Genomic DNA, 25,078 nt, shown 5'->3' on the forward strand with positions numbered 1-25,078 from the left:
GGTACGGCGGTCTACTGTTCGGAACGTCATGAAGCGTACGCAGACCTCCGGCGGATCGACAGACCCCGGCGAGGACGGCGCGCCAGGAGCCGGCAACGAGCGTCTCGTGGGCTCCGACCGGGTCCTCGCGGTTCTCAAGGAGCTGTCCCGGTATCCCGACGGTGTGGGGCTGGAAGAGCTGACCCGCGTGATCGGCAGTCCCAAGCCGACCGTGCACCGTGCGCTCGGTGCGCTGCGCCGTGCCGGCCTGGCCGATCAGGACGCCCACGGTCGCTATGTGCTCGGCGACGAGTTCCTGCGCATGGCGTTCGCCCACCACGAGGCCCGTCCCGACCACGTCCGGATCCGTCCCGTACTCGAGGCACTGGCGCACCGGTTCGGCGAGACCGCGCACTACGCGGTGCTCGACGGCCACGAGGTCGTCTACCGTGCCAAGGTCGACCCTCCCACCGGTGCCGTACGGCTGACGTCGGCGATCGGCGGCCGCAACCCCGCCCACACGACCGCCGTCGGCAAGCTGCTGCTCACCCGGCGGCTCACTTCCCTGGAGGAGGTCGAGGCATGGGTCGGCCAGTCCCCGCTGGAGCGCCGGACGTCATGGACCCGGTGCACGCCCGCCGATCTGCACGGGGACCTGACGGCCACACGCGAACGGGGTTACGGCGTCGACGACCAGGAGAACGAGAAGGGGGTCAACTGCCTCGCCCTGCCGGTGTACCTCACCTCGCCGGCCACGCCCTCGGGAGCCGTGAGCATCAGTGCGCTGGCCTACCGGACGCCCGTCGCGACCCTGGTCGACGCGCTCGACGAGATCCGCGTGCTCCTCGGCCCCCTCGGTGAGCCACATCGCTGAGGCCCCGCCGCCCCCTCTTCTCTCACCCGTCACAGTCACCCCGCCGACCGACCTGGAGAAAGACCCGTGTACCTCATGCGCATCGGTGCCCCCGGCGCCGAGAAGCCCGTCGCCCGCATCGACGACGAGACGTACGTCGACCTCTCCGACGTCGTCACCGACTTCGACGAGGCGTTCTTCGGGTCGGGCGGACTCGACCGCGTACGCCCCCTCGTGACCGAGCGAGCGGAGGCGGGCCGCGTGTCCCGCTTCGCCGGGGAGCGCGTCGGTGCCCCCGTCGCCCGCCCGCACCAGATCCTGTGCATCGGGCTCAACTACCGCGACCACGCGGCCGAGAGCGGCATGCCCGTCCCCGACGAGCCGATCCTGTTCACCAAGTCGCCCAACACCCTGGTCGGCCCCGATGACGACGTGCGCGTCCCGCGTGGGTCCACCAAGACCGACTGGGAGGTGGAACTCGGCATAGTGATCGGCCGCCGCACCAGCTACCTGGGCTCGGTGGAGGCGGCACGCGACGCCATCGCCGGGTACGTCGTCGTCAACGACGTCAGCGAGCGCGCCTTCCAGCTGGAGCGGGGCGGGCAGTGGGCCAAGGGCAAGTCCGCCGAGACCTTCAACCCCGCCGGGCCGTGGCTCGCCACCACCGACGAGATCGACGACGTCCTCGCCCTCGACATGTGGCTCGACGTCAACGGGGTGCGCCGGCAGACCGGCAGCACCAAGACGATGATCTTCGACCCGTACTTCATCGTGCACTACCTCAGCCAGTTCCTCGTCCTGGAACCCGGCGACCTGATCAACACGGGCACGCCGCCCGGCGTCGGCATGGGCCTCACCCCGCCCGTGTATCTCCAGCCGGGTGACGTGATGGAGCTGGGCATCAAGCACCTCGGCACCCAGCGCCAGCACGTCCTCGGGCCCCGTTGAGCAGCCCTTTCGTGCGCGCGTTCGTACTGACCGCCCCCGGCGCCTACGAGGTCCAGGACCTCCCGGCGCCGGTGGCCGGCCCCGGCGAAGTCGTCGTCGACGTCGAGCGGGTCGGCGTGTGCGGCACCGACATGGAGTTCTTCACGGGCGAGATGGCCTACCTCCACCAAGGGCACTCCCTCTACCCGATGCGCCCCGGTCATGAGTGGTCCGGCCGTGTGACGGCGGTCGGGGACGGCGTCGACCCCGTCTGGCTCGGCCGCCGGGTCATGGGGGACACGATGCTCGGCTGCGGCACCTGCCGCCGTTGTCTGCGCGATCATCAGCACGTGTGCGAGCGGCGGCAGGAGGTCGGCATCCGTGGTGGCCGGGCCGGCGCCCTGGCGGAGCAACTCGCCGTACCCGCCTCCTCGTTGCACACCCTGCCCGACTCCGTCGACGCCGTGCTCGGCGCGCTCGTGGAGCCGGGCGGCAACGCGCTGCGCGCGGCGCAGGCCGCCGCACCACTCCCCGGGGACCGCGTTCTGGTCCTCGGCCCGGGAACGATCGGGCTGCTGGTCGCGATGTTCCTCCGCGCCGCCGGTGCGGACGTCCACCTCATGGGCGCCCTTGAAGGCTCCCTCGTCTTCGCCCGTTCCCTGGGCTTCGCGCACGCGTGGACGGAGGACACCGTTCCGGACCTGCCGTTCGACGCGGTCGTCGACGCCTCGAACGCGGCCCATCTGCCCAACCGGGCCCTGGAGTTGGTCGAGCCGGCCGGACGCGTCGTGTACGTCGGGCTGGCCGGCGGGCCCAGCCGCATCGACACCCGCACGCTCGCCCTCAAGGACGTCACCGCGGTCGGCGTCCTGTCCGCCTCCCCCGGCCTGGACGCCACCATCCAGGCGTACGCCGCCGGATCGGTCGACCCCAGGCCGCTCGTCGCCGCCACCGTGGGTCTGGACGAGGTGGGCCCCGTCCTCGCCGGCGAACGCCCGGCAGGGGCCGGCCCCGGCCCCAAGATCCATGTGAGTCCCCACGCGGGCGGGTGAGGGCGGGCCGTCCGCGCAGGCGCCGACCCTCGCCACGGGCGCGGTCCGCGGCGACTGTCCGCAGCGGCGGCGGTCTGCGGCGAGCCTCGGAAGCGGCGGCGGTCTGCGGCGATCCTCGCTCGGCATCCGCCCGCCCACGCGCTGATGGCGCCGTCGCACCCTCACCGCGGGCGCGCGCCGCGGCCTAGCGACGTACCACGTGGCGACGTCCCACGCCGCCGGTTCACTGGGTCGCGGACGTCCGTCGCCGCGGGTCGGTCTCTCGCGGGTCCGGTTCGGCCGTGCCCCGCCCGCGCCGTCCCCTCTCCACGGCGACGGCGACGAGACCCGCGGCCAGTGAGGCGAGCCCTCCCACCCAGAGCCCCGAACGCGCGCCCGCCTCCTCGGCGAGCCGGCCGACGAACAGGGCACCCAGCGGAGTGGAGCCCTGGAGGATCAGCGTGTACAGGGCCATGACGCGACCGCGGTACCGCGGATCGGTGCCGAGCTGTACCCGGTGGTTGGTCGCCTGGGCGAACCAGACGGTGGCGAAGCCGGTGGGCACGAGGAGGACCACCGCGGCGGCGAACGTGGGCGCGCACCCCGCCGCGGCCTCCAGCGCGCCGAAGACGAGGGCCGCCACCAGGACCGTACGGGTCGAGGGGCGCCCGCGGCGTGCGGTGGTGGCGAACGCGGCGAAGAGCGAGCCGACGGCCAGCGCGACCGTGAGCAGCCCGAAGGACCCCGCGTCGGCATGGAACTCGGTCTTCGCGATCAGGGGCAGCGTCAGCTGGAAGTTGAACCCGAATGTCCCGATGATCACCAGGAGCGCCAACGGCATGACCAGGTCCCGCCGGGCCGACAGATAGCGCAGCCCGTCGACCACCCGGGCGCGTTCCGGTGTCCCCTCGGCACGGTGGAGTTCCTCCGGCCGCATGCGGGACAGCGCCGCCACGGTCGCGAGATAGCTCACCGCGTTGAGCAGCATCACGGCACCGGTGTCGAACACGCTGAGGAGAAGTCCGGCGAGTGCCGGGCCCACGATCCGGGCGGTGTTGAAGTACGCGGCGCTCAGAGCGGACGCGTTCGGCAGGAGTTCCGCGCCGACCATCTCACTCACGAAGGCGATGCGGGTCGGCGCCTCGACGGCGTTGACCACGCCCAGCCCCAGCGCGCACAGGCACACGTGCCACAGCTGCGCCCGGCCGGCCAGGATCAGGGCGCCGAGCAGGAGCGCCAGCAGGGCCGACACGAGGTTCGCCACGGTCAGCAGGCGCCGCTTGTCGAAGCGGTCGGCGAGCCGCCCGCCGTGCAGTGTCAGCAGGAGCACGGGCGTGAACTGCAGCGCTGTGACCAGGCCCAGCGCGGTGCCGGAGTCCCGGGTCAGGGACAGCACGAGCCAGTCCTGGGCCACCACCATCATCCAGGTGCCCGAGACGGACACCACTTGTCCCACCGTGAAGAGCCTGAAGTTCCGCACCCGCAGGGACAGGAAGGCGGTGGCGAGGGCGCGTCTGATGTGGTCGGGTCGCATCTCACGTCTCGTAGGCCGTCGGCGGGGTGGGCCGTGGGGCCGCCGGAGTCGGCGCCGGGGCCCTGACACGGCCCGTCCGGCGAGGCCCGGCCGAGGCTGACATTGTGTCCGGGGTCCGGGACCGGCCGACGGGGACACGCGGTGCGGCGGGGGGTGTGCGGCAGCTGATTCACCTGGATGACGAGCGTCACCCCGGAGTGTGATTCCGGCGGCCCGCCGTGCCGTGCGCCGCGGCAGAACGGGCGGGCGTGGGCATCGTTGCGGGTTCGTAGAGGGCTTCGGAGCGACGGCCCCGCGGGGCCGCAGGAGGCGCGCATGCTCGGCACAGACTTCACCCATGGATCACCCTGCTGGATCGACCTCGGCAGTCCGGACACCAAGGAGGCGACCGCCTTCTACGGCGGCGTCTTCGGCTGGCGGTTCGTCTCCGCGGGGCCCGAGGCCGGTGGGTACGGGTTCTTCCAGAAGGACGGCAGCACCGTCGCCGCTCTGGGCCCGCTCACCGAGGAGGGCGCGAGCCCCGCCTGGACGGTGTACTTCCGGACCGACAACGCCCGGGTCACCGCCGATGCCGTCGAGCGGGGCGGCGGAACGGTGCGGGTGGCACCCACGGACGTCATGGGCGAGGGGTGGATGGCCCAGTTCACCGACCAGCAGGGGGCCCGGTTCGCGGTGCTGCAGCCGGGCACGACGCCGGGTGGGCTGGACAGGACGTCCGAGGACAACGCCCTGCTGTGGGTGGAGCTCCACGTACCCGACCCGGTGGCCGGAATCGAGTTCTACCGCGGCCTCTTCGGCTGGCGCGCGGAGGAGATGCAGGCGCCCGGGATGACGTACCGCGTGCTCAGTCTCAAGGAGGGCGACCAGCAGGCCACGTCCTTCGGCGGGGCCGCCCCGCTCCAGGAGGGCGGCCACGGGGCGAGCTGGATTCCGTACTTCGCCGTCGCGGACGCGGACGACATCGTGCGCAGGGCGCGGGAGAACGGCGGCTCGGTGCTGATGCCGGCGTCCGACGTGCCGGACGTCGGCAGGATCGCGTGGCTGGCGGACACCTCGGGCGCGGTCTTCGCCGTGCTCAAGCCGAACCCACGGCAGGAGTAGGCGGAAGCGACGGCACGGGGCGGGGACGTTCCTTTGGCGCTTCCCCGGCGGTGGTCGTCGGGACCTTGACACTGCTTTGACGCGCCCGGACCGGTTAAGGTGAAGCCGGTGTGCCGGGAAGTCTGGTCGGCGGGGAGTCAGGGTGGCTTCCACGTGGCCCCAGGGGGACGGCATGCGCGGCGTCGGTACGGTTCTCGCTCTCGTGGTGCTCGCCACGCTGGTCGCGACGTTCGCTCGCCGGTGGCGCATCCCCGCCCCCTCCCTGCTCGTGGTCGCGGGCCTCGGTGTGGCGCTGCTGCCGGGCACCCCGCGGATCGAGATCAGCCCCGAGATCATCGGGCTGGTGGTACTGCCGCCGCTGCTGTACGCGAGCGCCGAGGACATGTCCTGGCGGGAGCTGAGGGCGGTGTGGAAACCGGTCGGCATCCTCGCGATCGGGCTGGTGCTCGCCTCGGCTGCCGCCGTCGGCGCGGTGGCGGCGCTGCTGACGCCCCTGTCGTGGCAGATGGCGTTCGTCCTGGGCGCGGTGCTGGCCAGCACCGACCCGGTGGCCGTCACCGCGCTCGGCCGGCGGCTCGCCCTGCCGCCCAGGGTCCAGGTCCTGGTGCAGGCGGAGAGCCTGTTCAACGACGCGACCTCGCTGGTGCTGGTGCGGGTGGCGGCGGGTGTCGCCGTGGCCTCCGCCGCCGCGAACTGGGGGGCCGCGGGAGGAGAGTTCCTGCTCCTCGCGGGCGGCGGCACCGTGATCGGGGCCGCGGTGGCCGGCGCGATCGCCCTGATCCGGCGCCGCACCGAGGACCCGGTCCTGGAGACGGTGATCGCGCTGGTCACCCCATACGCCGCCTACCTGCTGGCCGAGGCCGCGCACACCTCAGGAGTGACGTCCTGTGTGGTCGCCGGCGTGGTCCTCGGCGGCCGGGGCGAGCAGCTCACCAACGCCCGCATCCGCCTTCAGCTCCACGCCGTCTACGGCACCGTGGTCTTCCTCCTGGAGAGCGTGGTGTTCAGCCTCATCGGGCTGGCCCTGCCCGCCCAGGTGCGGGCCCTGGACGACGGCGACGGGGCCTGGCCGCTGTACGCCCTCGCCATCGCCGCCACCCTCGTCGCCGTACGCATGCTGTGGCTCGCGCCCCTGTCGGCGGTCGTCCAGCGCAAGGGCGGGATCGGCCGCGTGAACTGGCGGGTGCCGCTGGTGCTGACCTGGGCGGGCACCCGAGGGGTGATGCCGCTGGCCGCCGCCCTGTCCGTCCCGGAGGTCATGAAGGACGGCTCGTCTCTCGCCGACCGGCCGCTGGTGCTGGTCCTGACCACCTCGGTCGTGGTCGTCACGCTCGTCGTCCAGGGCTTCACCCTGGCCCCGGTCGTGCGCCGCTCCGGCATCGCCCTGGAACCCGCCCACACCGCGCGCGAGGAGGCCGAGGCCCGCTCCCACCTCGCCAACGCCGGGCTCGCCCGTCTGGACGAGCTCGCGGAGCTGGAGGTCGTACCGGACGTGGTCCTCGACCGGCTCCGCCGTGGCCTGACCGCCCGTCTGGACGACGCCCGCGACCGCCTCACGGAGCAGAACGGCGACGGAGCCTCCACCAAGTCCGCCGACCGGGTCTACCGCCAGCTGCGCCGTGACCTGATCACCGTGGAGACGGTCGAGCTGCAGCGCCTCTACGACGACCACACCATCAGCGACACCACGCGCCGCCGCCTGCAGCGCTCACTCGACCTGGAGGAGGCGCGGCTGACGGACGTCTGACGGAACCAGTGGGGCCGTCCCCTCTGCCGGGCGGTCAGGTGGTCCTCGGGGGCAGACGATGCAGCCGCACCTCTTCGAGCCGGCCGTCCGTCACCAGGGCCGTCATGTACGTGCAGTGGGGCTGGCGTCGGCGGTCGGTCGGTGAGCCGGGGTTGAGCAGGCGCAGGCCGGTGTCCGTGGTGGTGTCCCAGGGGATGTGGCTGTGGCCGAAGACGAGGATGTCGAGGTCGGGGAAGCGTGCGGCGCAGCGGCGTTCGCGGCCCTGGGCGGGGCCCGTCTCGTGGATGACGCCGAGGCGCAGGCCGCCGAGGTCGGCGTACGCCACCTCGGGGAGCCGGGCGCGCAGGGGCGGGCCGTCGTTGTTGCCGTACACGCCGACCAGACGGCGGGCCCGGCTCTCCAGCAGGTCGAGCGTGGCGGTGTCCACCCAGTCGCCGGCGTGCACGACCACGTCGGCGCGCGGGATTTCGTCGAGGAGCGGCGCGGGCAGGGCCCCCGCGCGCTTGGGGAGGTGGGTGTCGGACATCAGGAGCAGACGCACGTCTTCAGGGTGTCATGCGAGGCGGGGGTCCTCCCGGATGGGGATCTCGGCCCACACCTGCTTGCCGCCGCCGGCCGGTACGGTCCCCCAGGCCGACGACATGGCCTCGACGAGGAGGATGCCTCGGCCGCCGGTCGCCTCCCAGGCCATGCTGGTCGGTCTGACCGGGGTGCGCGGGGAGGCGTCGGCGACGGCGATGCGCAGGCGGTTGTCGACGAGCGTGAGGTCGAGGCGGACTTGGCCGTCGGTGTGGACGAGCGCGTTGGTGACGAGTTCGGAGACCGCGAGGAGTATGGCGTCCGCCTCGAAGCGCACACCCCAGGCGCGCAGGGTGCGCCGGGTGAAGCGGCGGGCGTGCCCGACGGCCTGGGGGACCCGCCACACGGTCCAGGTCTCCCGGAGCGGTCGCAGGTCCATGCCGTCGTAGCGCATGAGGAGCAGCGCCACGTCGTCGGCGCGGTTGGCGCCGCCGAGCAGCGCGTCGGCCACGAGCCCCAGGTTCGCGGGGTCGGCGCCGGCCAGGTCCCCGGCGAGCCGGTCGAGTCCGTCCTCGACGTCGGTGTCGGCCGACTCGACGAGGCCGTCCGTGGTCAGAGCGAGCACGGTGCCGGGCGGCAGGCTCAGCGGGGTCATGGGGAAGTCGGCCTGGGTGAGGACGCCGAGCGGTGGGCCGCCCTCCGACTCGACGATCTCGGTGGTGCCGTCCGGGTGGCGCAGGACCGGGGGCAGGTGTCCGGCGCGGACGCACCAGGCGGAGCCCTCCTCCATGTCGACGTCCACGTAGCAGCAGGTGGTGAAGAGGTCGGTCTCCATGTCCATCAGGAGCCGGTTGGCGTGGGAGACCACCACGTCGGGTGGGTGTCCCTCCACGGCGTAGGCGCGCAGGGCGGTGCGCATCTGGCCCATGAGGGTGGCCGCACCGGCGTTGTGTCCCTGGACGTCGCCGATGACGAGGGCGACGTGGTGGTCGGGCAGCGGGATCACGTCGTACCAGTCGCCGCCGACCTCCAGGCCCGCCGTGGTGGGAAGGTAGCGGGCGACGGCCACCGCGCCCGGCAGCGGGGGCAGCCTGCGGGGAAGCAGGCTGCGCTGGAGCATGCCGACCAGTTCGTGTTCGGCGTCGAGGGCGTGGGCGCGCATCAGGGCCTGTCCGGCGAGGCCCGCGGACGCGGTCAGCAGGGCGCGCTCGTCGGGGCCGAAGTCGTGCGGGCTGTCCCAGCCGATGAGGCAGGCCCCGGCCATGCGGTCGCCGGCGGGCAGCGGGAGGACGGCGAGGCCGCCGGGGCCGACGTCGGCGAGCGCGGGTTCCAGGGCGGTCCCGGCGGGCCAGATCGCGGCGCGTCCCTCACGGAGGGCCGCGGCGAGCGTCGGCATGGCGCGTACGGGTGCGTCGGGCCACTCCGAGCGCCATTCCAGGCGCCACAGTTCGGGCCAGGCCTCGGGATCGGGCGGGTCGAGGACGGTGACGACGAGGCGGTCGCCCTCCAGTTCGGCGAGGGCTATGCGGTCGGCCTGGAGGGGTTTGCGGAGGGCGGCGACCACGGCCTGGCTGACGTCACGGACGGTACCGGCGGTGGCGAGTGCGGAGGCGAGGCGCTGGACGCGGGCCACGTCGGTGCGTCCGGAGCGCAGGGTGGAGGCGTCGGCGAGGGTGCCCACGAGGCGGGCCGCGTGGTCCTCCGTCGCGGGCAGCAGCCGGGCGCGCAGCCGCAGCCACGTGGGCTCGCCGGACGGCTGCAGGACTCGGAACTCCAGTTCGCGGTCGCCGAGGGACACCGGCTCCGACTCGACCATGGACATGAGGGAGGGCAGGTCCTCCGGCACGGCCCTGGCGAGCAGGGTCTCGACCCGGCCGTCGAAGTCCTCGGGGCGCAGCCCGAACAGGGCCGGCACCTCGTCGTCGACGGTGACCTTCCCGGTGCCCATGTCCAGGCCGAACGAGGCGCCCGGTGCGGGGCGCGGGCCCGCGATGGCGCCGGAGGCCGCCTCGGCGAGCGGGACGAGGCACTCCCGCTCCTCGGTGTCGAAGCCGTCCGCGCCCTCGCTGACGGCGAGGAGGCAACAGCGGTCTCCCAGCGGCAGCACCCCCAGCGAGAAGACCCCGGCCCCCGTGCGCCGGACATCGGCGTCCTGTCCGAGTTCCGCGGACGTCAGCCACAGGGAGTCACCGGCGCGGCAGGCCTCGGCCACGGGGGACGCTCCGGACGCGGGATAGCTGTCGCGCAGTCCGTACAGCTTTCCGGGCACTCCGGCCGACTCGACCAGACGCAGCAGGTCGCCGTCGTCGTCCGGGGTGTACACGGCGGCGACGGTCGCGCTCGTGTAGGCGAGCGCCAGTTCGAGGACGGAGCGCAGTCGCCCGTGAGGGTCTCCCCTGGTCGAGCGCAGCCGGGAACTCGGAGGAGGGTCGGTTTCGGCGGTCAGGGCCTGAAGGGCGAGTTCGGCGCGCGGCGTTCTCGTTCCGCGCCCCACCATGTCCTCACCCACCACGTCCGCAATTAGAGCGCTTCCCGGGCGGCTGCGCAGCCCTTGTGACAGTTCCGGTGCCTCCGGTGACACAGAACGGTCCGGCCCTCCCGCCGGAGGGCCGGACCGTTGCGCTGCCCGGTCGGAACCGCTGGATACGGCCGGGTCAGCGGCTCATGAGGCCGGGATAGGGATCAGGGGTTGGTGACGCTGATGCCGCCACCGTCCTCGACCTCCACTTCCTGGCCGGCCTGCTCGTTGCCGACGCCCTGCTGCTCATTGCCAGCACCCTGCTGCTCGTCGCCGGCGCCCTGCTGCTCCTGACCGGCACCGGCGTCCTGACCGGCACCGGCCTCCTCGCCCGCACCGGCTTCCTGGCCCGCACCGGCCTCGTCACCAGCACCGGCACCACCGGCACCCGCTTCCTCACCGGCACCGGCGCCGGCCTCGTCACCAGCACCGGCACCACCGGCGCCGGCTTCCTCGCCGCCGGCACCGGCGTCACCGCCGCCGGCCGCACCGCCGTCACCGAGGGTCGCGCCCGTGGCCTCCAGAGCGGTGGTGACCGGCTGGAAGAACGTCTCGCCGCCGGCGGTGCAGTCGCCGCTGCCGCCGGAGGTCAGGCCGATGGCGCTGCCGTCCGCGGTGAACAGGGAGCCACCGCTGTCGCCCGGCTCGGCGCAGACGTTGGTCTGGATGAGCCCGGTGACCGTGCCCTCCGGGTAGTTGACCGTGGCGTTGAGGCCCGTGACCTCGCCCTCGTTGAGGCCGGTGGTGGAGCCCATGCGGGTGACCGCCTGGCCGACCGCGGCCTCCGCGGCCTGGGTTATCTCCACCTGGTTGCCGTCGCCGGTGTCCACGGTGCTGGCCGCCTCGGTGGCCGGGTCGTCGTAGTTGACCAGCGCGAAGTCGCCGTCGCCGGGGAAGGTGGCCGTCTGCGCGTCGACGGTGCCGATCGGCGCGCCGTTCTCCTCCTCCGACCATTCGGCCGCGGCGACACCGCAGTGACCGGCGGTCAGGAACGCCGGGTTGCCCTCGGCGTTGGTGACGTTGAAGCCGAGCGAGCAGCGCGCGCCGCCGCCGAAGATGGCGTCGCCGCCCTCGGCGAACGTCTTGAAGGTGCCCGCGGACTTCTTGACGGTGGCCATGCCCTCACCGAGGGACTTGACCGTCGACTGCACCTTGTCCCACGTGGCACCGGTGACGGTGGAGTCGGCGGTGACCCGGATCTCGTTGGTCTTCGGGTCGACGGCCCAGGCGGTGCCCGGGATCGACGCGTCCGCCTTCAGCGTCTTCTCGGCGGCCTTGATCGCCTCGGTGCTGTTCTCCACCTCGTTCGGAACGGCACCCGCGGACTCGATCTGCTGGATCACCTGGCTGTTGTCGCCGACGACGTTGATGATGATCTGCTGCTTGTCGCCGTCGTAGTACGAACCAGCGAACGCGTCACCGAGCAGTTCTTCGAGCTGACCGGCCACGTCCGGGACGTCGGACGCCGTGAACGTCTTGGGGGCGGCCTTCGTGTCGTCCGACTGCCCAGCCATGGCGTTCGGGATGATAAGTGCCGCCGCTCCGAGCGCCACCACGCTTCCTGCCGCGATGACAGCCTTGCGCTTGGGTGTGCGTTTGTGACTCAACTCTGAACCTCCTGGGGACGGGGGCCAGGGCCACCGTCCGGCAGTGACTGGGGCGCCTGGATGCCTGTTGATACGCACGTGTCGCGTGGGGTGTTCAACGACCGTAAGAATCAGTTGAGAACGCTGACTCGTGCCAGGACAGAGAAGATCATTTCCGGCGACTTCGTCCCACGGGTCCCTGAACTGTGGTTTTCCGCATAGAAGTTGAGTGACCGTCGGGTTGTGGGACGACGGCGGCACAAAGGGACGGCAACCTTCCGTGGGCACGCGCCGAGGACCGCGACCGGCACGGCACCGCGATCGCGGCTCCCACTGGGCGCCGCCCCCGCTCCCACGGCGACGGCCGCGCACCCCGCCCGCTGCACCTGGTTCCAGCACCCCGTCACGGAAGCGAACGTCATGACCGAGATGCCCCGACGGCATTCCGGCCCCCATATGACCGTCATCGGTCCCGAGTTCGCCCCACCCCGGTCTCACTCCGGTCACATCAGCACCCCGAGCGCACTCCGGACCCACCCCACACGATCCGCTACCGATCAGTAGCGATCCGTTCACGACGCGGAGCGGAATCCTGGCTTCAGCGAATCTCCACATCGATTGCGCAACCAAGTCACGGCACGCGGTGAATCGACACACTCCCCCAGGGCGTCGCGCGTCATTGCGTCGGGAGTGTCCTGTTCGTTTTCCCGGTGGCAACGAAGGGGATGCGACGATGCCGCGCCTGGTGTGAAGAAGTCGCCACCGACTCGTGTGCGAGCCTGCACGGTTGAACGCGTCGCGGTCTCAAGTTCCCTGGTGAGGTGCACCGTTGATTGGAAGCACGGAGCGCGACCGTGCTTTGATCCATCGCACCGCGGGAGCCGCCCGAAGGTTCCCCGGGGAACCGACGGGGCCGGCGCCTGCGGGGCGCGGCCGACCGTCTGTTCCAGAAGGGGGCCGCTCTCCCCCTTATGAATATCCATACGAAGGGAAGTTCCAACATGAACTCCACCCCCCAGGTTGAGACCGTCGAGATCTCGGACGCCGACCTCGACACCGTTTCCGGCGGTCTGTCCGTGAACGCGGTCAACAGCGTCACGGGCGCCGTGGACGGCATCGTCCCGCTGTCCTCGACCCTGGACACCGCCGTCGGCACCGTCGAGGGCGTCACCGGCCTGAACACGGCCCCGGTCACCGGCCTGGTTGCCGGTCTCTGATCGCACCTGGTTGCACCTGAGTCCCGGAACCACGCCATGGTTCCGGGGCTCTCGGTTGCCGTAAAACCCGTCCGCCGCACAGGACCCGGTACGTCCCGTCCCGTTCCCGTCGCGCGCGGGCGCCTAACTCCTTCCGAGCAGGTGAGGGAAGTCCCGTGCAGTTCCGCCAACAGGCCCTCGCCAAGCTGCAGTCGCCCGAGGAGCTCGATCTCCCGGTGCGCTTCGCCCGACCCCAGGGCTGGCTGGTGCTGTCGGTGACGGTGGTCGTCATGGCCGCCGCGTCCGTGTGGGCCGTGACCGGATCGGTCGCCTCCACGGTCAGCGCGCCCGCCATCCTGACGCACGGGCAGGGCAGTTACGTCCTCCAGAGCCCCGTCGCGGGCCAGGTCACCGCCGTACTCGCCAAGCAGGGGCAGCGGCTCCCCGCCAAGGCGCCCGTCCTCAAGGTCCGTACGGAGCAGGGCGAGACCGTCGTACGCACCGTCGCCGCGGGCCGGATCACCGCGCTCGCCGCCCAGATCGGCCAGATCATCTCCACCGGCGCCGACGTCGCGGCCGTCGAGAAGGTCGCGGGGGCCGACGACCCGCTGTACGCGACCGTGTACGTGCCCGCCGAGAACGCCGCCACGATCCCCGACAACGCCTCGGTGGACCTCACCGTGCAGTCGGTGCCGACGCAGGAGTACGGCGTGCTGCGCGGCCATGTGAAGTCCGTGGACCGGGCCGCCCAGACCCCGCAGTCGATCACCGCGTTCCTCGGGGACAGCCAGCTGGGCGAGCAGTTCACCAAGAAGGGCCGGCCGGTGGCCGTGCTGGTGCGCCTGGATCCCGAGGCCGCCACCAGGTCCGGCTACCAGTGGTCCTCGCAGGACGGACCGCCGTACAAGCTCACCTCCATGACCATGGCCACGGGTTCGATCCACATGGCCGATCAGCGTCCGATCGATTGGCTGCTGCCGTGAGCCCCTCCAGCGCGTCCCAGGAGACCGCTCCACCCCCCGTACGCGGCCGGAGGAAAGCGGCGCCGAAGCGCCCCGCGCCCAGGCCGAAGCGGAAGCAGAAGACCGTCCGCACCCCGACCGTCCTCCAGATGGAGGCCGTGGAGTGCGGTGCCGCCTCCCTCGCCATGGTGCTCGGCCACTACGGGCGGCACATCCCGCTGGAGGAGCTGCGCATCGCCTGCGGTGTCTCCCGCGACGGCTCACGTGCCAGCAACCTCCTCAAGGCGGCCCGGAGTTACGGCCTGACCGCCAAGGGCATGCAGATGGACCTGGCCGCGCTCGCCGAGGTCAAGGCGCCGGCCATCCTGTTCTGGGAGTTCAACCACTACGTCGTCTACGACGGCATGGGGCGCCGCTTCGGCCGCCGTGGCGTGCACATCAACGACCCTGGCAAGGGCCGCCGGTTCGTGCCCATCGAGGACTTCGACTCCAGCTTCACCGGGGTCGTCCTCGTCATGGAGCCCGGCGCGGACTTCCAGCGCGGCGGACGCAGGCCGGGCGTGCTCGGCGCGATGCCGGCCCGGCTGCGCGGCACCTCGGGCACCATGCCCGCCGCCGTGCTGGCGAGCCTGCTGCTGGTGGCGGTGGGCGCGGCGGTGCCCGCGCTGAGCCGCACGTACATCGACATGTTCCTGATCGGCGGCCAGACCTCCCTGCTGGGCGTGCTGTTCGCGTCGATGGGCGCGTCGGTGGCACTGACGGTCGTGCTGACCTGGCTCCAGCAGACCAACCTGCTGCGTGGCCGCATCATCTCCTCGACGCTCTCCAGCGCCCGTTTCCTTCGCCATCTGCTGCGCCTGCCCGTCACCTTCTTCTCCCAGCGCAGCCCCGCCGACCTGGTCCAGCGGCTCCAGTCGAACGACTCGGTGGCCGAGACGCTCGCCCGTGACCTCGCGGCGGCGGGCGTGGACGCGGTCGTGGTCGTGCTCTACGCGGTGCTGCTCTACACCTACGACCCGCAGCTCACCTTCGTGGGCATCGGCGTGGCCCTGCTCAACGTGGTGGCGATGCGGGTGGTCATCAAGCTGCGCGCGACCCGAACGGCGAAGCTGCGTGCCGACAGCGCCCGGCTCACCAACACCGCTTACACCGGCCTGCAGTTGATCGAGACGATGAAGGCGACCGGCGGCGAGGACGGCTACTTCCGCAAGTGGGCCGGGCAGCACGCCACCACCCTGGAGGAGCAGCAGCGCCTCGGGGTGCCGAGCGCCTGGCTGGGTGTGGTCGCGCCGACGCTGGCCACGCTGAACAGCGCGCTGATCCTGTGGATCGGCGGCATGCGGGCGGTCGAGGGCCACATCTCGGTCGGTCTGCTGGTCGCCTTCCAGGCTCTGGTGACCCGCTTCACCGCGCCGCTCACCCGGCTGAACGGCGTCGCGGGCCGCATCCAGGACTTCGCGGCCGACGTGGCCCGGCTGAAGGACGTGGAGAACTTCCAGGCGGACCCGCTGTACGCCCGCCGGGAGGGGGCGGAGTCCACGCGCCGGCTGCAGGGGCACGTCGAGCTGCAGAACATCTCGTTCGGCTACAGCCCGCTCGACAAGCCGCTGCTCACGGGATTCGACCTGACGGTCGGCCCCGGGCAGCAGGTGGCTCTCGTCGGCGGCTCGGGCAGCGGCAAGTCGACGGTCTCCCGGCTGATCTCCGGCCTCTACACCCCGTGGGAGGGCGTGATCCGCATCGACGGACAGCGCTTGGACGACATCCCGCGCGGCGCGCTGGCCGCCTCGGTGTCCTTCGTCGACCAGGACGTGTTCCTCTTCGAGGGCACGGTCCGCGACAACGTGGCGCTGTGGGACCCCTCGATCCCGGACGACGCGGTCGTGGCCGCGCTGGAGGACGCGGCGCTGTACGACGTCGTGATGCGCAGGCCGGGCGGCATCCACAGCCGGGTCGAGCAGGACGGGCGGAACTTCTCCGGCGGACAGCGCCAGCGCCTGGAGATCGCCCGTGCCCTGGTGCGCAGACCCAGCATCCTGGTCCTCGACGAGGTGACGAGCGCGCTGGACGCGGAGACCGAACTGGTCGTCATGGACAACCTGCGCAAGCGCGGCTGCGCCTGCGTGGTGATCGCGCACCGCCTCAGCACGGTCCGCGACAGCGACGAGATCGTCGTCCTCGACCACGGCACGATCGTGGAACGCGGCCGGCACGACGAGCTGGTGGCGCACGGCGGCGCGTACGCCCAGCTGGTCAGGGAGCGGTGAGATGACGACCGTTCACGAAGGACACCAAGGGCACGAGGGGGACCTCGTCCTCGGCGCGCTCGGCGCCATGGGCACCTACATCGACTGCGCCGGCCTGAGCCGCCTCGACCTGGAGGGCCCGCAGGTCCTGTGGCTGGTGGCGTCGGGCGCGCTCGACCTGTTCGCGGTCGACGCCGTGCAGCAGGGCCACTGGCACCACCTGGGCCGCCTGGAGGCGGGTTCCCTGCTGCTCGGCCCGGTCCCCGGCCCTCAGCACACGCTGGTGGCCCGCCCGTTGCGCGACTGCGTCGTGCGCCGCATCGGCGTGCGCGAGCTGTACCAGCAGCCCGACACCGCGAGCTGGTCGTACGACGAGTACGGCAACCCGCAGTACGTGCCGCCCACGACGAGCCCGCTGGAGTACGCCCTCGCCCTGGGCGTCGGCCGCAGCCTGTCGATCCTCTTCCAGGCGCCGATGGCCACCGAGAACGCGGCCGCGCTCACCGACGACGACGTCTTCTGGATGCAGGTGCCGCCGGGCAGCGTCCAGTACGGCTCGCTGTACGGGGCGGAGGCGGCGGCCGACCTGCTGATGGACCCCGCGGTCTGGCAGGGCATGGTCGACCAGCAGTACCGCCTGCTGTCCACCCTGGACCGGTGGATCGAGCAGATGGAGCGCACCCACGAGGACCGTACTGCCGCCGGTATCAAGGCCGGCGAGGCCGTACGCGCCCAGGCCGACAGAACGCTGCTGGCCTCCATGGGCAAGCCGTCGGGGTCGCGGCGCACGACCTCGGCGGACGCCGACGCCACGTACGCGGCCTGCGAGCTGGCCGCCCGGGCTGCGGGGATCAAGCTCTCCGAGCCCGCGCAGAGCGGCACGGAGAGCGACCGTATCGACCCGGTGGAACGTATCGCGATCGCCTCGCGCGTCCGCACCCGTGCCGTACGGCTCACCGGGCGCTGGTGGCGGGAGAACGTCGGCCCGCTGGTCGGCCACCGTGCCCTGTCGGGCGCACCGGTCGCGCTGCTGTGGCGGCGCGGCGGGTACGTGGCCGTACAGCCGTCCTCGGGCCGCGAGACACCGATCGAGAAGGCGAACGCGGCGGAGTTCGAAGAACGTGCGGTGATGTTCTACCGCCCGCTGCCCGAACGGACGCTGAGCCCATTGCGCCTCATGCGCTTCAGCCTCCAGGGCACGCGCGGCGATCTCGGCAACCTGATGGTCAGCGGCCTGGTGACGGTCGCTCTGGGCGCACTCGTACCGATCGCGACCGGCAAGATCCTCGGCGAGTACGTGCCGAAGGCCCAGGAGAACCTGATCGTGCAGGTGTGCCTGGCCATCTTCATCGCGAGCGTGGTGTCGGCGGCGTTCATGCTGCTGCAGAACCTCACCATCCTCCGCCTGGAGGGTCGTATCGAGGCGACGCTGCAACCCGCCGTCTGGGACCGGCTGCTGAGACTGCCGACGAAGTTCTTCACCTCGCGCTCCACGGGCGAACTCGCCAGCGCCGCCATGGGCATCAGCTCGATCCGCCGCCTGCTCGCGGGAGTCGGTCCGACCGTCGCCCAGTCGGTCACGGTCGGCGCGATGAATCTGGCGTTGCTGCTCTGGTACAGCGTGCCCATGGCGCTGGCGGCGATCGGCATGCTCGTCGTCATCGCCGCCGTGTTCCTCGCCCTGGGTCTGTGGCAGGTGCGCTGGCAACGGCGCCTGGTGGTCCTGAACAACAAGCTCAACAACCAGGCGTTCCAGACCCTGCGGGGCCTGCCGAAGCTGCGGGTCGCGGCGGCGGAGAACTACGCGTACGCGGCCTGGGCGGGCGAGTTCGCGCGCAGCCGGGAGCTCCAGCAGCGGGTGGGCCGCATCAAGAACCTCACCACGGTGCTGGGCGCGGTGTATCTCCCTCTCTGCACGCTGGTGATGTTCATGCTGCTGGCCGGGCCCGCGCGGGGCTCGATGTCGGCGGCCGCCTTCCTCACCTTCAACACCTCGGTGACCATGCTGCTGACCTCGGTCACCCAGCTCACCGGCGCGTTCGTGTCGGCGGTGTCCGCGCTGCCCCTCTTCGAGGAGATCAAGCCGGTGCTGGAGGCCGCGCCCGAGGTGCGGACGGCGAGCACCCGGCCGGGCGTGCTGACCGGGGCGCTGGAGGCCCGGCGGTTGTCGTTCCGGTACGCCGACGACGGCCCGCTGGTCCTGGACGACGTGTCGTTCAAGATCTCACCGGGTGAGTTCGTGGCGATCGTCGGCCCGAGCGGCTGCGGCAAGTCCACCCTGCTCAGGCTGCTCATCGGCTTCGACAAGCCGGTCTCGGGCAGCGTCCTGTACGACGGCCAGGACCTGGCGGCCCTGGACCAGTCGGCGGTGCGCCGCCAGTGCGGAGTGGTGCTCCAGCACGCGCAGCCGTTCTCCGGCTCGATCCTGGACGTCATCTGCGGCACCGAGCCGTACACGCCCGAGGAGGCGATGGCGGCGGCGGAGATGGCGGGGCTCGCCGAGGACATCAAGCGGATGCCGATGGGCCTGCACACGATCGTCCAGGGCAGCGGCGCCGTCTCGGGCGGCCAGCGACAGCGGCTGATGATCGCCCAGGCGCTCATCCGGCGCCCGCGCATCCTCTTCTTCGACGAGGCGACCAGTGCCCTCGACAACGAGACGCAGCGCAAGGTCATCGAGAGCACGCGGGCCCTCAACGCCACCCGCGTCGTCATCGCGCACCGTCTGTCCACGGTGCTGGACGCCGACCGTGTCATCGTGATGGACGACGGCAAGGTGGCCCAGCAGGGCCCGCCCGCGCAACTGCTCGCGGACACGGGCGGGCGACTGCACGAGCTGGTGCGGCGGCAGATGGCGTGACTCAGGTGTCGAGGCCGGGAACGGGGGCGCCGGACGGTACCCCGGCGTCGACGTAACCGCGGTAGATCTCCTGCCAGGGCGCGGTGGCCCCGGCGTGCGGTCCCCCGAGGTCCTCGCCGCGCGCCCACGCGTCCAGGGCGGTCAGGCACACCTCCCAGCCGGCGCCGTTGCGAGCGGCCGTGTCGGTGGCCGCCAGGACGTTGGTGAGTATGAGGCGGGTGCGCTTGTCGTCCAGCGATTCGAGGTCGAAGTGCAGTTCGTCCCCGCCCCAGTCGAAGGAGAGGTGCCGGGGCGGGTCGACCGCGAGGACCGTGCCCGTGGAGTTCTCCATGTTGGGGTCGCCGCTGAACGTGACGGTGCCGCCGGGGCGCAGCTCGATCTCGGCGCGGGACGGGAACCAGTGGGCGAGTTCGTCGGGGTCCGTGACGAACCGCCACACGCGGTCCACGGGGTGGTCGTAGACACGGCTGAAGCGGACGGCGGGGCGGCCGTCGTCGAGGGTGAGATAGGTGCCGGTGAGTTCCGTGGCCATGGTGGATCAGTCCTTCGATGGGGGTTGTTCCGTGGCGTCGGTATCGATATCGGTCTCGTCAGACGTCGCGTCGAGGCGCCGGCCCAGGGCGTCGAGGCGTTCGTTCCACAGTCGGCGGTAGGGGGCCAGCCAGGCGTCGAGTTCGGCGATGGGGACCGGGTCGAGGGCGTAGACGCGGCGCTGGGCTTCCTGGTGTACGCGCACGAGGCCCGCCTCCCGGAGCACCTTGAGGTGCTTCGACGTACTCGGCTGGCTGAGCCCGCACGCCTCCACGATCTCTCCGACCGGGCGCGGCCGCTCCAGCAGCAGGGCGATGATGCTGCGGCGGTGGGGGTCCGCCAGGGCGGTCCAGAGTGAGCCGTCGGGCATGGGTTCAATATGCCTCAGTGGTTATATTCCCGTCAAGGAATACACGGTCTCGTCTGCCGGGTTCTGTTTGTGGCCGGCTGCGGGTGGTGTGTGGCTGGTCGCGCAGTTCCCCGCGCCCCTGAAAGCACTCGGGCGCGCCCGGCATCACGAGGTACCGCGACCGCAACGCACTTTGATGTACCGCACGCCGACCGCGCCCACGACGCACCCTCACCCCACCGCACCCTGACAAACCGCACGCCGACCGTGCCATGACGCACCGGCCCCCCGCATCGCGAGTCGCACGCGCGCCGGAGGCCGTGCTTGACCGCCGGTAGCGCGACGCACCCGCAGTCGCGTACGCGCCGCAGGGGGTGTGTCTGGAGGTGTCCGCCCGCAGCGGCCGGCGTCCGCCGCCGAGAACCTCGCACACCCACCTCAGTCGCCGGACCGAGGACGGAGACCTCCCGGCGCGCCCCCGACCCACGAACCAACCGTGCGCGACGCGCACCCCACCGGCCCGCTACCGCCGCCGTGGCAGAAGCGCCACGGACACGACCGGGATCGTGGCGAGGATGAGCCAGGGCACGGCGGGTGGCAGGCTGGTGTCCAGGAGGGAGCCCGTGGCGGAGCTGCCCACCAGGACGATCAGGCCGGACACCGACGACATCGCGCCCGTGTACAGCCCCAGGCGTCCCTCGTCCGCCAGGTCGGGCACCCAGGCCCGGGCCGCGGGTGCGACGAGCATCTGGCCGAGAGTGAGCAGCACGACGAAACCGGCGGCGGGCAGCAGACCCGCCGTTCCCTTCCAGTCGGCCGGACGCGCCGCCGCCACGACCGCGAAGCCGACCGCGATCAGCAACAGCCCTGCCGCCATGGAGCGCCGCAGGTCCAGCCGGTGTCCCGCCCAGCGGGTGACGGGCAGCTGGGCGGTGACCACGAGCAGCGACGACAGCGCGAACAACCACGCCAGCGCCGCCTGCGAGCCCGTCGCCCGCTCCACCTCGTCGGGGACGATCAGGTACAGCTGGTTGTACGCCAGCAGATACGCGCCGTACGCGCAACACAGCGCGAGGAACCGGCCGTTGCGGGTGAGCGAGCGCAGGCCACCTCTCGCCCGCACGCGTGCCCGGCCGGGTATGTGCTGCGGGAGAAGCCGGAAGTGTCCGGCCAGGACGAGGACGAAGACTCCGGCGCCCGCGAGGCACACCGTGCGGAAGTCCACTTCCAGGAGCAGCGCGCCGAGGAGGGGCCCGACGAAGGCCCCGGCCTGTCCCGCCACCGTGAACAGGGCCAGCACGCTGGTCCGGGAGCCGCCGCCCGTCTCCTCCCAGACCACCGCCTGCCGGGCCACCTCGGACTCGACGGCCGGGGAGAACAACGCGGCCGCGAAGCCGATCAGCAGGACCGCGCCGATGACCGCCCACGACTCCCCCGCGTACCCGAGCCACACGAACCCGGCGATCCGCAGTACGCACCCCGCGAGCACCACGGGCCGTACGCCGTACCGGTCGGCCAGCGCGCCGCCCACGACGAACAGGCCCTGCTGGCTGAACGTCCGCAGCCCGAGGACCAGGCCGACCATCCAGCCCGCCAGGCCGATCGCGGTGCCGAGGTGCTCCGCCAGGAAGGGCAGTACGGCGAAGAAGCCGATGTTGAAGGCGAGTTGGGTGAGGATCAGCAGCCGCAGGAGAGAGCCCAGCCGCGTCCAGGTGCGGGGACGGCGCCCGGTCGCCTTCGTCAGTTGCTCGGTCATCCGGGTTCCCTGACGGTGGTCGTTGCGGGCGCGGCCGCGGCGGTGGCGGTGGCCGGCTTCGGCTGTCGTACGGTCGCGGAGCGCGGACGCGGCAGCCGCACCCCGCCCGCCGACGTGACCGCCAGGACACCGAGAAGGGCGAGCACGGCCGCGGGCGCGAGAACTGCCCAGGGGGCGCGTTCGACGTACGGCTGGTTCTCGGCGAGGAGGAGGCCCCACTCGGGGTCGGGCGGCCGGGTGCCGAGGCCGAGGAAGCCGAGGGCGGTGAGGGCGAGGGCCACCGACGGCAGGCGGAGCAGGGCGTGACGGGTGACCGGCGGGAGGACGGCGGGCAGGAGTTCGTGGCGGAGCAGGTACCACCGGTCCGCGCCGAGTCCCTTCGTGGCCGCCACGTGCGTGGTGGCCCGCTCCTGTTCCAGCAGGGCGGTGGTGTGCGCGGCGAGCGGGGCCCAGGCGACCGCGGCGACGGCGAGGGCGGGCGTCGCCGCGCCGCTTCCGGCGACGCCCGCTGTCAACAGGCCCGCGAGGAGGGGAGGTACGGCGTTGACGGTGTCCACGAGCGGTGCGGACAGCCGGGGCAGCAGTCCGAGGACGACACCGGCGAGCAGGGCGACGGCGCTGATCGCCACCGCGAGGGTGAGCGTGCCGAACGCGCCGTGGCCGATGCGGGCGAGGACGTCACGGCCGAGCGCGTCGGTGCCGAACGGGTGTGTCCAGGAAGGGGATTGGAGGCGGGCGCCGGTGTCCAGGGCGAGTGGGTCGCGGGCCAGGCCGGCCGCGATGACGCCGAGGAGGACTGCCCCGTACAGCAGCGGGGTCGCCTTCGGTGCGCGCGGTGCGGGCCCGTGCAGGGACTGCAGGGCGCCGTCGCGCAGTGCCGGGCCGATGAGGAGGCGGGCCGCGAGACGGGCGAGGGCACCGGCGCCGGCGGCCAGCAGGACGAGGGCGAGCGTCCCGGCCTGGAGGACGGGCAGGTCCTGGGCGATCGCGGCCTGGAGGGTGGTGCGCCCCAGTCCGGGGATGTCGAAGATCTGCTCCACGGCGACCGCGCCGCCGGTGAGGCCGACGACGAACAGGCCGATGTTGGGCAGGAGTCCGGGCACACAGCGGCGCAGTGCCTGCCGGGCGATCGAGCGGGCGGACACGCCCCGGGCGGCGGCGGCCAGGGCCCAGGGCTCGGCGAAGGCGCCGGGCAGCATGTCGTCGAGCATCCGGCCGAGCAGTGCGCCGGCGGGCAGACCGAGGGCGAGGGCGGGGAGCACCGTCCAGCGCGGCCCGTACCAGCCGAGGGCGGGCAGCCAGCCGAGGTGCACGCCCACCACCGCGGCCAGTACGGACGCCGTCAGGAACTCGGGCAGCGCCGCCAGTACCGCCGACGCGCCGCCCCCTCCCCCGCGTTCGTCGAGGCGGCGGCGCGAGCCCAGCCACAGGGTGCGCGCGGTGACGGCCGCCGCGGTGACCGCCGCGACCACGAGCGCGACGCCCATCAGCAGCAGCGAGACTCCGAGGGCCTGAAGGGTTCCGGGGCCCACCTCGTCCCCGGAGATCCACGACCGTCCCGCATCACCGCGCGCGAGCCCGGAGAGCCACTGCCACAGCAGGGGCAACGGGCCCGCGTCCAGGCCGAGTTGGTCTCGTACGGCGGCCAGGACCTCAGGGCTCGGAGTGCGTTCGGCCGAGCGGGCCTTGAGGACGGTGAGCGCCGGGTCGGTGCGGGACAGCCACGGCAGCAGACCTATGCCGCACAGGAGGGAGGCAGCGAGCAGGGCCCGCCAGAGTATCCGGCTCAGCGTCGCGTCCCCGTTCCGACGAGCGTGCGCTCGTACGGGTCGAAGATCACTCCCTGGACGGAGGTGCCGACGCCGGTGATGATCCGCTGGTGGACGAGGGGCACGACGGCGTCCGTGCCGAGGAGCGCGGCCTCCGCGTCCATCGCCGCCTGCTGCCGCTCGGCGTTGTCGGCCAGTCCCTCGGCCTCGCTGACGGCCTTGTCGACCTTCTTGTCGCACAGCAGCGCCAGGTTGTAGGCGCCGTGGCAGGAGTAGTCGCTCGCGAGGACGGACACCGGGTCGCCGGTGTCGAGGAGGCTGTTGCGGGCGCCGACGAACGCGTCGAACCTCCCTGCCAGCGCGTCGCTTTCGAGGCGCGAGTACTCACGCACCTCCAGCTTCACCTTGAACCCGGCCCTCTCCAGCTGCTGCCCGAGTACTTGAGCGACCTCGGGGAGTTCGGGCCGGTTGTTGTACGTGGCCACGGTCACCGAAGCACCGTCCGGATCAGCCGCCTTCGGGCGCCCCGTGGGCTTCACGCGCTTGTCGGCGGCCCAGGTGACCGCGGGCCCGAAGACACCGGCACCCGGGTCGGCGTACCCCTCGTACACGTCCTCGGCGAACACGGAGGTGTCGACGGCCTCGCGTGCGGCGGCCCGGAGCGCCGGGTCCTTGAAGGCACCCTTGTCCGTGTTGAGGAGGAGGCTGGTGGTGCGGGTGGTGGCGGTCTCGTGGCGGGTGCCCTCGTCCAGCGTGGCCGCCTGGGAGACGGGGACCGCCTCGGCGATGTCGACCTGGCGGGTGCGCAGGGCGTTCGTGCGGGCCGTGCCGTCGGATATGAACCTGGCGTCGATGCCGGAGGCCTGGGCGCGTCCGCCCCAGTAGTCGTCGAACCGGTCGAGCGTGGCGGCGGTGGCGCCGGAGACCTTGGTGAGCTCGAAGGGGCCGGTGGCGGTGCCGAGGGGGTCGGGCCTGGTGCCCTTGCCGCTGCTGCCGTCCGTGTCGCCGCTGCCGTGTTCGCTGCCGCCGTCGCCCTTGCCGTAGGCCTTGGGTGAGAGGATCGCGAGGCCGGGGCTCGACAGGCGCAACGGCAGGGCGGGGTCGGGCTCTTCGGTGGTGACGCGCACCTGGTCGCCGTCCGCCCCGGCCGCGCGGGTCGACTTGGTCGCCTTCGTTGCCGCGGCCGCCTTGAGGGTGACGCCGGACAGCGCGGCGGGTACGGGCTTGGCCTCGGTCGCGTGGGTGAGGGCGGCGGCGACGGCGGCCGGGGTGACGTCGGTGCCGTCCTGGAAAGCCGCCTCGCGCAGGGTGAACAGCCAGGTCCGGTCGTCCTCCCGGGTCCACGACTCGGCGAGCGCGGGGGCCGCGGCACCGTTGGCGTCCAGTTTCGTCAGGCCCTCGGTGACGCCGAGGCGGCTGAGGAGGGTGGCGTCGGCGCCGTACGGGGAGAGGTTCTCGGCGGGCGGGAAGGCAAGGGCGACCCGGAGGCGGGAGCCGTCCGCGGAGCCCTGTCCGGCTGTTTCGCCTCCGGAGGCGAAACAGCCGGTCAGCACGGGGGTGAGCAGCAGGCCGGCGAGCAGCCGGCGCCGGGGGACGGAGCGCATGGTCCTCGTG

General features: G+C 72.4%; 18 protein-coding genes. 9 read left to right on the forward strand and 9 right to left on the reverse strand.

All coding sequences use genetic code 11. From position 1 onward, the window contains the following. The first annotated feature begins 28 nt into the window (after window positions 1-28). The 3 genes from AB0959_RS22725 to AB0959_RS22735 all read left to right on the forward strand — a co-directional run bounded on the left by AB0959_RS22725 (window position 29) and on the right by AB0959_RS22735 (window position 2,811). The gene (locus AB0959_RS22725; RefSeq protein WP_366828280.1) at window positions 29-853 is read left to right on the forward strand and encodes an IclR family transcriptional regulator; all 825 of its coding nucleotides are present in this window, start codon (window positions 29-31) and stop codon (window positions 851-853) included. A gap of 66 nt (window positions 854-919) precedes the next feature. Continuing rightward, a complete protein-coding gene (locus AB0959_RS22730; RefSeq protein WP_366828281.1) occupies window positions 920-1,780 on the forward strand; it encodes a fumarylacetoacetate hydrolase family protein in 861 nt (286 codons plus the stop codon). 11 nt (window positions 1,781-1,791) lie between these two features. Then, window positions 1,792-2,811: an alcohol dehydrogenase catalytic domain-containing protein gene (locus AB0959_RS22735; protein ID WP_366828282.1), complete on the forward strand. Its 1,020-nt coding sequence runs from the start codon at window positions 1,792-1,794 to the stop codon at window positions 2,809-2,811. 223 nt (window positions 2,812-3,034) lie between these two features. Here AB0959_RS22735 and AB0959_RS22740 read toward each other — a convergent pair whose 3' ends face one another. Further along, the gene (locus AB0959_RS22740; RefSeq protein WP_366828283.1) at window positions 3,035-4,324 is read right to left on the reverse strand and encodes an MFS transporter; all 1,290 of its coding nucleotides are present in this window, start codon (window positions 4,322-4,324) and stop codon (window positions 3,035-3,037) included. A gap of 315 nt (window positions 4,325-4,639) precedes the next feature. Between AB0959_RS22740 and AB0959_RS22745 the strand changes: the two genes are divergently transcribed. Together AB0959_RS22745 and AB0959_RS22750 are read left to right on the forward strand one after the other, a co-directional pair. Then, window positions 4,640-5,425 carry a VOC family protein gene (locus AB0959_RS22745; protein WP_366828284.1) on the forward strand — a complete coding sequence of 262 codons (786 nt, stop codon included), beginning with the start codon at window positions 4,640-4,642 and terminating at the stop codon, window positions 5,423-5,425. Window positions 5,426-5,597: 172 nt separating this feature from the next. Beyond that, entirely contained in the window at window positions 5,598-7,172 is a 1,575-nt protein-coding gene (locus AB0959_RS22750) for a Na+/H+ antiporter (RefSeq protein WP_366828408.1), read from the forward strand. 34 nt (window positions 7,173-7,206) lie between these two features. On the opposite strand, the gene AB0959_RS22755 is transcribed toward AB0959_RS22750, so the two are convergent. The 3 genes from AB0959_RS22755 to AB0959_RS22765 all read right to left on the reverse strand — a co-directional run bounded on the left by AB0959_RS22755 (window position 7,207) and on the right by AB0959_RS22765 (window position 11,816). Then, window positions 7,207-7,713, reverse strand: coding sequence for a metallophosphoesterase (locus AB0959_RS22755; protein WP_366828286.1), 507 nt, complete (start codon window positions 7,711-7,713; stop codon window positions 7,207-7,209). 12 nt (window positions 7,714-7,725) lie between these two features. Next, window positions 7,726-10,188, reverse strand: a complete 2,463-nt coding sequence (locus AB0959_RS22760; RefSeq protein ID WP_366828409.1) for a SpoIIE family protein phosphatase — start codon at window positions 10,186-10,188, stop codon at window positions 7,726-7,728. A 185-nt stretch (window positions 10,189-10,373) separates the two neighbouring features. Then, window positions 10,374-11,816 (reverse strand): S1 family peptidase, encoded by a 1,443-nt coding sequence (locus AB0959_RS22765; protein ID WP_366828287.1) that lies wholly within the window; start codon window positions 11,814-11,816, stop codon window positions 10,374-10,376. Between the two features lie 980 nt (window positions 11,817-12,796). Between AB0959_RS22765 and AB0959_RS22770 the strand changes: the two genes are divergently transcribed. The 4 genes from AB0959_RS22770 (at window position 12,797) to AB0959_RS22785 (ending at window position 19,059) form a co-directional block, all read left to right on the forward strand. After that, window positions 12,797-13,012, forward strand: a complete 216-nt coding sequence (locus AB0959_RS22770) for a type A2 lantipeptide (RefSeq protein WP_366828288.1) — start codon at window positions 12,797-12,799, stop codon at window positions 13,010-13,012. Window positions 13,013-13,167: 155 nt separating this feature from the next. After that, the gene (locus AB0959_RS22775; RefSeq protein ID WP_366828289.1) at window positions 13,168-13,974 is read left to right on the forward strand and encodes an HlyD family efflux transporter periplasmic adaptor subunit; all 807 of its coding nucleotides are present in this window, start codon (window positions 13,168-13,170) and stop codon (window positions 13,972-13,974) included. Continuing rightward, window positions 13,971-16,220 (forward strand): NHLP family bacteriocin export ABC transporter peptidase/permease/ATPase subunit, encoded by a 2,250-nt coding sequence (locus AB0959_RS22780; protein WP_366828290.1) that lies wholly within the window; start codon window positions 13,971-13,973, stop codon window positions 16,218-16,220. The genes AB0959_RS22775 and AB0959_RS22780 overlap by 4 nt, the downstream gene beginning before the upstream one ends. Window position 16,221: 1 nt before the next feature. Continuing rightward, window positions 16,222-19,059, forward strand: coding sequence for an NHLP bacteriocin export ABC transporter permease/ATPase subunit (locus tag AB0959_RS22785; protein ID WP_366828291.1), 2,838 nt, complete (start codon window positions 16,222-16,224; stop codon window positions 19,057-19,059). Window position 19,060: 1 nt separating this feature from the next. Here AB0959_RS22785 and AB0959_RS22790 read toward each other — a convergent pair whose 3' ends face one another. The 5 genes from AB0959_RS22790 to AB0959_RS22810 form a co-directional block, all read right to left on the reverse strand. Then, window positions 19,061-19,591 carry an SRPBCC family protein gene (locus tag AB0959_RS22790; protein ID WP_366828292.1) on the reverse strand — a complete coding sequence of 177 codons (531 nt, stop codon included), beginning with the start codon at window positions 19,589-19,591 and terminating at the stop codon, window positions 19,061-19,063. A gap of 6 nt (window positions 19,592-19,597) precedes the next feature. Beyond that, window positions 19,598-19,960 (reverse strand): metalloregulator ArsR/SmtB family transcription factor, encoded by a 363-nt coding sequence (locus AB0959_RS22795; RefSeq protein ID WP_366828293.1) that lies wholly within the window; start codon window positions 19,958-19,960, stop codon window positions 19,598-19,600. A 502-nt stretch (window positions 19,961-20,462) separates the two neighbouring features. Then, the gene (locus AB0959_RS22800) at window positions 20,463-21,695 is read right to left on the reverse strand and encodes an MFS transporter (protein ID WP_366828294.1); all 1,233 of its coding nucleotides are present in this window, start codon (window positions 21,693-21,695) and stop codon (window positions 20,463-20,465) included. Further along, the gene (locus AB0959_RS22805; protein WP_366828410.1) at window positions 21,692-23,485 is read right to left on the reverse strand and encodes an ABC transporter permease subunit; all 1,794 of its coding nucleotides are present in this window, start codon (window positions 23,483-23,485) and stop codon (window positions 21,692-21,694) included. Before AB0959_RS22805 ends, AB0959_RS22800 begins: the two co-directional genes overlap by 4 nt. Continuing rightward, a complete protein-coding gene (locus AB0959_RS22810; protein WP_366828411.1) occupies window positions 23,482-25,068 on the reverse strand; it encodes an ABC transporter substrate-binding protein in 1,587 nt (528 codons plus the stop codon). The genes AB0959_RS22805 and AB0959_RS22810 overlap by 4 nt, the downstream gene beginning before the upstream one ends. Window positions 25,069-25,078: the final 10 nt, after the last annotated feature.

Origin of the sequence: Streptomyces sp. NPDC046862 (assembly GCF_040704615.1) — a bacterium.
Classification (GTDB): Bacteria; Actinomycetota; Actinomycetes; order Streptomycetales; family Streptomycetaceae; genus Streptomyces.

Excerpts from the sequence above, each read along its gene's own strand:
- AB0959_RS22725 (WP_366828280.1), top strand. The coding sequence starts at position 29 with ATGAAGCGTACGCAGACCTCCGGCGGATCGACAGACCCCGGCGAGGAC.
- AB0959_RS22740 (WP_366828283.1), bottom strand. The coding sequence starts at position 4,324 with ATGCGACCCGACCACATCAGACGCGCCCTCGCCACCGCCTTCCTGTCC.
- AB0959_RS22745 (WP_366828284.1), top strand. The coding sequence starts at position 4,640 with ATGCTCGGCACAGACTTCACCCATGGATCACCCTGCTGGATCGACCTC.
- AB0959_RS22750 (WP_366828408.1), top strand. The coding sequence starts at position 5,598 with ATGCGCGGCGTCGGTACGGTTCTCGCTCTCGTGGTGCTCGCCACGCTG.
- AB0959_RS22760 (WP_366828409.1), bottom strand. The coding sequence starts at position 10,188 with ATGGTGGGGCGCGGAACGAGAACGCCGCGCGCCGAACTCGCCCTTCAG.
- AB0959_RS22770 (WP_366828288.1), top strand. The coding sequence starts at position 12,797 with ATGAACTCCACCCCCCAGGTTGAGACCGTCGAGATCTCGGACGCCGAC.
- AB0959_RS22785 (WP_366828291.1), top strand. The coding sequence starts at position 16,222 with ATGACGACCGTTCACGAAGGACACCAAGGGCACGAGGGGGACCTCGTC.
- AB0959_RS22790 (WP_366828292.1), bottom strand. The coding sequence starts at position 19,591 with ATGGCCACGGAACTCACCGGCACCTATCTCACCCTCGACGACGGCCGC.
- AB0959_RS22795 (WP_366828293.1), bottom strand. The coding sequence starts at position 19,960 with ATGCCCGACGGCTCACTCTGGACCGCCCTGGCGGACCCCCACCGCCGC.
- AB0959_RS22800 (WP_366828294.1), bottom strand. The coding sequence starts at position 21,695 with ATGACCGAGCAACTGACGAAGGCGACCGGGCGCCGTCCCCGCACCTGG.
- AB0959_RS22810 (WP_366828411.1), bottom strand. The coding sequence starts at position 25,068 with ATGCGCTCCGTCCCCCGGCGCCGGCTGCTCGCCGGCCTGCTGCTCACC.